This window comes from Arthrobacter sp. 35/47, from assembly GCF_000520475.1.
GTDB lineage: Bacteria > Actinomycetota > Actinomycetes > Actinomycetales > Micrococcaceae > Arthrobacter_D > Arthrobacter_D subterraneus.
Genome location: NZ_KI914592.1, coordinates 72,575 through 77,084, shown reverse-complemented (window position 1 = coordinate 77,084; position 4,510 = coordinate 72,575). Strand labels below are relative to the sequence as shown.

The window sequence follows — 4,510 nt, the reverse complement described above, 5'->3', positions numbered from 1 at the left end:
TGCCCGCCGGGTGGTTGTACCCGGTGGGCACCCGCGATTCCTGCCCATCCAGCAGTTGAGCTGGGTGGGCAGTTCCCGTTGAGGGTCCGTGGCAGGGGTATCGCCGGACGCCCAAGTCTGAAAACGTGGCCACCATGACTGACACTCCGCGAACAATCGTCTTCGATGTCAATGAAACCCTTTCCGACATGAGCCCGCTTGCCGAAGCGTTCGACGCCGAGGGCCTGCCGTCCCTGACCGCGCGGGTGTGGTTCGCCGGGATACTGCGGGACGGATTCGCCCTCACCGCGACCAACGACAATCCCGGGTTCGCCGACATCGCCAGGGACAGCCTCGAGCGACTGTGCGCTGACACCTTGGGCGCGGGCGATCACCGCGTGGCGGTAGGAACCATCATGGATGCGCTGACCTCCCTGTCAGTGCACGACGACGTTGTCCCCGGTATCGAGGCGCTGTCTCACCATGCAGAGCTGGTCACCTTGAGCAACGGTGCTACTTCCGTGGCCGATGCGCTCTTTGAGCGCGCCGGCATCCGCGGGCACTTCGCGAGGCTGTTGAGCGTCACGGATGCGGCGAGGTGGAAGCCGGCTGCCGAGGCGTACCACTATGCCGCCGCGGAGCTCGGCCGGGAGCCGCGGGAGCTGCTGCTGGTTGCCGTCCATCCGTGGGATATCCACGGCGCACACCGCGCAGGGCTCCGGACTGCCTGGATCAATCGGACGGGTACCGCCTACCCCGGGTACTTCGACGCGCCTGACCTCGAGGCCGGCAGCCTTTCCGAGCTCGCAGGGGCGATTCGGGCGGCATAGTCCTTCTGAAACGGTGCAGGCTCTGCAGGCAACGCATGCAATGAGAGCAGTGCCTGCACCGTTTTAGAGGAGGCCCCGGTTCCCCGCGCCTGGAATTGATCAAGTTCTGCGCTTTTGCTGGTCAGACCCTTGGAATTCGGTCCTAGCCTGAGAGGACTGAATTGGGGGAGTAATGACAGCAGGGGGCGGCGCCACAGATCAGGCGCGCATGGCCAAAGAACGAGTGGAGAAGCTACGCCGGGAGCTAGCGCGTGCCGAGCAACAGTTGCACGCCTGGGAGGCAGGTGCACTGGGAGAGCGGCTCGTCGCTGAGCGGCTCGCCGAACTCGAGGGGGAGCACTGGCGGATCCTGCATGATGTGCACTGGCCCGGCCGACCGAAAGCAAACCTGGATCATGTGCTTGTCGGCCCCGGCGGCGTCGTCGTTCTGGACACAAAGAACTGGACTGGAACCGTCGAGCTGCGTGGAGGTGAACTGCGTCAGAACGGGTACCGGACGGCGAGGATTGACTCAGTGCTGGATCAGGCAAGCGCGGTCTCCGCACTGCTTGAGCCGCAGCATCGGCATCTGACTGCAGGCTGGATTTGTCTGGTCGGGCAAGCGGATCTTGCGGGCCGGACTAACAGCGGTGTCCGTATCGAAGGGGCAGGAACCCTGATCCCTGCGCTGCGTTCGCTACCGACAGTTCTGGATATCGTTGCCATCGACGTTGTTGCCCGCCATCTTGAGGATCTACTGGCCGGTGACCAGAGTCCTGGGCTGTGGACTACCCGTCAGCTTGAAGAAGCCGACGGCGGGGCCTCGCGAACACTCCAGCGCCGCCGTGCGGGCGCCCGGTCAGGACTTTCCGGCGTGCCGCCGCAGACGAGGTCCGGCCGGAGCCCGAAGCGAAGGGCGAGGAAGCGCCCGGGAGTCGCGGGTGCTGTCATCAAACTGTCTTTGCTGGTGATTGGGATCATGACGCTGCTCAACATCATGGACGGCGTGGCGGAGAGTTCGCGGCCTGCTCCAGCGCCGATCCCGAGCTCTACAGTGCTTCTGCCGGAAGGAAGCTGAACGCTGCCTGACTTCACATCTCACGGCTGCCGGATCCTGCCGCCTCGAACCTCCTTCGCGAACCGATCAAGTTCCACCGCAAGAGCATGCGCACGCTCCGACAGCGGCTCCAGATTCCGATATCCGACGCCGGTGATTTCAGAGGGGATATCCTCTTCGGTTTTCTCAGGTTTCAGCCCGGGCGAGTGTGTGAACCCGTCTGATGCGTCACCCGTGTCATTGACTACGTCGATATCAAAAACCACCTGGTCTGCATGATGCCAGGTCGTGAAAACCTCGACGGTTCTGCCCGAGGCGTCGACGCTGGTCCCCTCAAGGAGGAGTACCGGCGAATGGGCCTCCATCCGGAGCAGCGAGAGGAGGTCTGAGTCCGCCGGGGCAGCCCTGATCTGGCGACGGCCGGCCGTCACATCAATGCCGAGTTTCTCCCGCAGCACTCCATGCAGGGATGCATTCTGGAGGTCTTCCGCTCTCAGGTCAGCACATAGCGGCAGCGGCAACCAGGTGTGGATGAGCGCGATCGGTGAGCCATCCACGGAACGCAGCCGCTTGAGGGCAAGCGCCTCAGGCGTGCCGAGGGCGGCAGCCATTCCGCGGGCGGTTTCGACCTCGAACCCGAGGACTTCCGTCTGGACACTTACGCCGGTCTCGGAAATCTGTGTGGACAGGCCCGGCATGCGCTGGACCAGCCGATGATGCTCACGTCTCGGAGCCACCGTGCTCCCGCGCCCGCGACCCCTGTCGATGAGGCCTTCGGCGGCGAGGGCTCCAAGTGCCTGCCGCACCACAGATCGAGACACGCCAAACTGCGCCTGAAGCTGCGCTTCACTGGGAAGCGCAGCTCCGGGCGGCAGTGAGTGGTTGACAATCTGCGCTCGCAGGTGGTTTCGCAACTGGAGATGCAACGGAACGTTGCCGCTAGGTGAGACAGATAAGCCGTCCCCGACGGATGAGTTCATTGCACCCATTATTCAGTACGGTCAGCTGGCGGATGCGGCCCTGTCCTTGCGTGCCGTCCGCCAGACATGGTCCCATCCGGGTGCCAGCGCTGCTGCCCGTTCAAGGGACAGCACCAGACTGGCTTCGCGGGCGATGCCCTTACCCGCGATGTCGAAGGCGGTGCCATGGTCCACGGATACCCGGACCACAGGCAGCCCGACGGTGATATTGACGCCGTCATCCCCGTAGACGGCCTTGAACGGCGCGTGGCCCTGATCGTGATAGCAGACGATGACCATGTTCCACTTGCCTTTCACCGCCGCGGGGATCAGCGCGTCCGCCGGCACGGGGCCGTGGACATTGATGCCGGCGGCCCGGGCGGCTTCGACAGCGGGAGCCAGGATGTCAGCGTCCTCGTTCCCAAAGAGTCGATTCTCTCCGGCATGCGGATTGAGGCCCGCCAACCCGATGGGTTCCTCCGGGTTGCCGAGCGCCTTGGTGAAGGCACTTACCAGTTCAATTACGTTTCCCGTGCGCTCGGGGGTGACATCGTCGATCGCCTGCCGCAGGGAGACGTGGGTGGTGAGGTGGAAGAAGTACAGGTCACCGGCGGACAGGACCAGACTGAAATTGTCCACTCCGAATTCATGCGCCAGGAGCTCTGTGTGTCCCGGCCATTTGTGTCCGCCGGCATGCATCGCAGCCTTGTTCAAGGGGGCGGTGACGATGCCGTCAACCTCTCCCTCACGAGCGAGTCTGCACGCCTCGACGACGAAACGGTAGGACCCGTCCCCGGCGTCGGGGCTGAGCTCTCCGGTAGGCACGTGGGCCAAAGAGGGGCCGGTCTGAATCAGTTCGATTGTCCCGGGCTCGTTGGTCGCCTCGGCGACCGACCTGATTACGCGTACCTGGTCAGGGTTCCCGCCGACATGCTCGACTCCCCGCCGCATGGCGGCTTCATCGCCGATGACAATCGGCCGGCAGCGGGTCCGTACATCGTCGTGGCCGAGTAGCGACTTGGCAGTGATCTCAGGCCCGATGCCTGCAACGTCGCCAAGGGTGACTGCGAGGGTGGGAATGGTCATGAGCTGGCCTCCGTTGGGTGGGGGGTGTGAGATGTGATTGCTTTGAGGATATCCACGAGCGTTTCCGGCTCACCGAAACCGCCCGCCTTGGTGACTGCGCGAAGTCCGTCCACCCGGCCGCCGTTGACTACGCCGAGTGGCACGCCTTCCTCGATGGCGCCGGTCACCGTGACTGATTCAGCGCCGCAGGCGTGAAGTACTGCGCGCGCGCCGTCCCCGCCGATCAACACGAGGTTGGAAAATTCATAGTTCTCCATCAGCGTGATGGTGAGCGCGGCGAGTCCTCCCGCCACTGCGTCACCGCGGCTTGTCCCGTCGAGCTGTTCTTTCTCGCCTGCGTCGGCACGAGGCGGCGAAACCATCAGGACAGTCGAGGACAGGCTGGGCAGGGGAAGCATAGTCTCCAGCCAGGCTTGCGCAGTTGCCGCGGAGCGAAGATTCTCCATGGATGGCTGCAGGATGAGCAGCTCCTGCCGAGGAGTGCCGTCGGTCAGCACCCGCACCTGCTCATGTGAGGCGTCGTGCAGCGAGCTCACCACAACGAGCGTCCTTCCAGCGGCCTGTCCCTGAACTGCCGCCGGCTTGTCGGCACCCTGCACAGCGGACAGAGCGGCAAGCGG

Annotated in this window: 5 protein-coding genes; 2 read left to right on the top strand and 3 right to left on the bottom strand. The window is 64.3% G+C overall.

Features of this window, described 5'->3' with window-relative positions:
- The first annotated feature begins 134 nt into the window (after positions 1-134).
- Both X803_RS0106985 and X803_RS20990 read left to right on the top strand, forming a co-directional pair.
- On the top strand, positions 135-809 hold the full coding sequence (locus X803_RS0106985; protein WP_026544588.1) for a haloacid dehalogenase type II: 675 nt from the start codon (positions 135-137) through the stop codon (positions 807-809).
- 208 nt (positions 810-1,017) lie between these two features.
- Positions 1,018-1,866: a nuclease-related domain-containing protein gene (locus tag X803_RS20990; RefSeq protein ID WP_162149203.1), complete on the top strand. Its 849-nt coding sequence runs from the start codon at positions 1,018-1,020 to the stop codon at positions 1,864-1,866.
- Positions 1,867-1,886: 20 nt separating this feature from the next.
- Here the strand turns inward: X803_RS20990 and X803_RS0106975 are convergent, their stop codons facing one another.
- The 3 genes from X803_RS0106975 to X803_RS22170 all read right to left on the bottom strand — a co-directional run.
- Positions 1,887-2,825: a GntR family transcriptional regulator gene (locus X803_RS0106975; RefSeq protein WP_162149202.1), complete on the bottom strand. Its 939-nt coding sequence runs from the start codon at positions 2,823-2,825 to the stop codon at positions 1,887-1,889.
- Between the two features lie 21 nt (positions 2,826-2,846).
- Positions 2,847-3,890 carry a 4-hydroxythreonine-4-phosphate dehydrogenase PdxA gene (gene pdxA / locus X803_RS0106970; protein ID WP_026544586.1) on the bottom strand — a complete coding sequence of 348 codons (1,044 nt, stop codon included), beginning with the start codon at positions 3,888-3,890 and terminating at the stop codon, positions 2,847-2,849.
- Positions 3,887-4,510, bottom strand: a 624-nt coding sequence (locus X803_RS22170) for a nucleotide-binding domain containing protein (RefSeq protein WP_026544585.1), incomplete at its 5' end; no start/stop codon positions are given. The genes pdxA and X803_RS22170, both read right to left, overlap by 4 nt.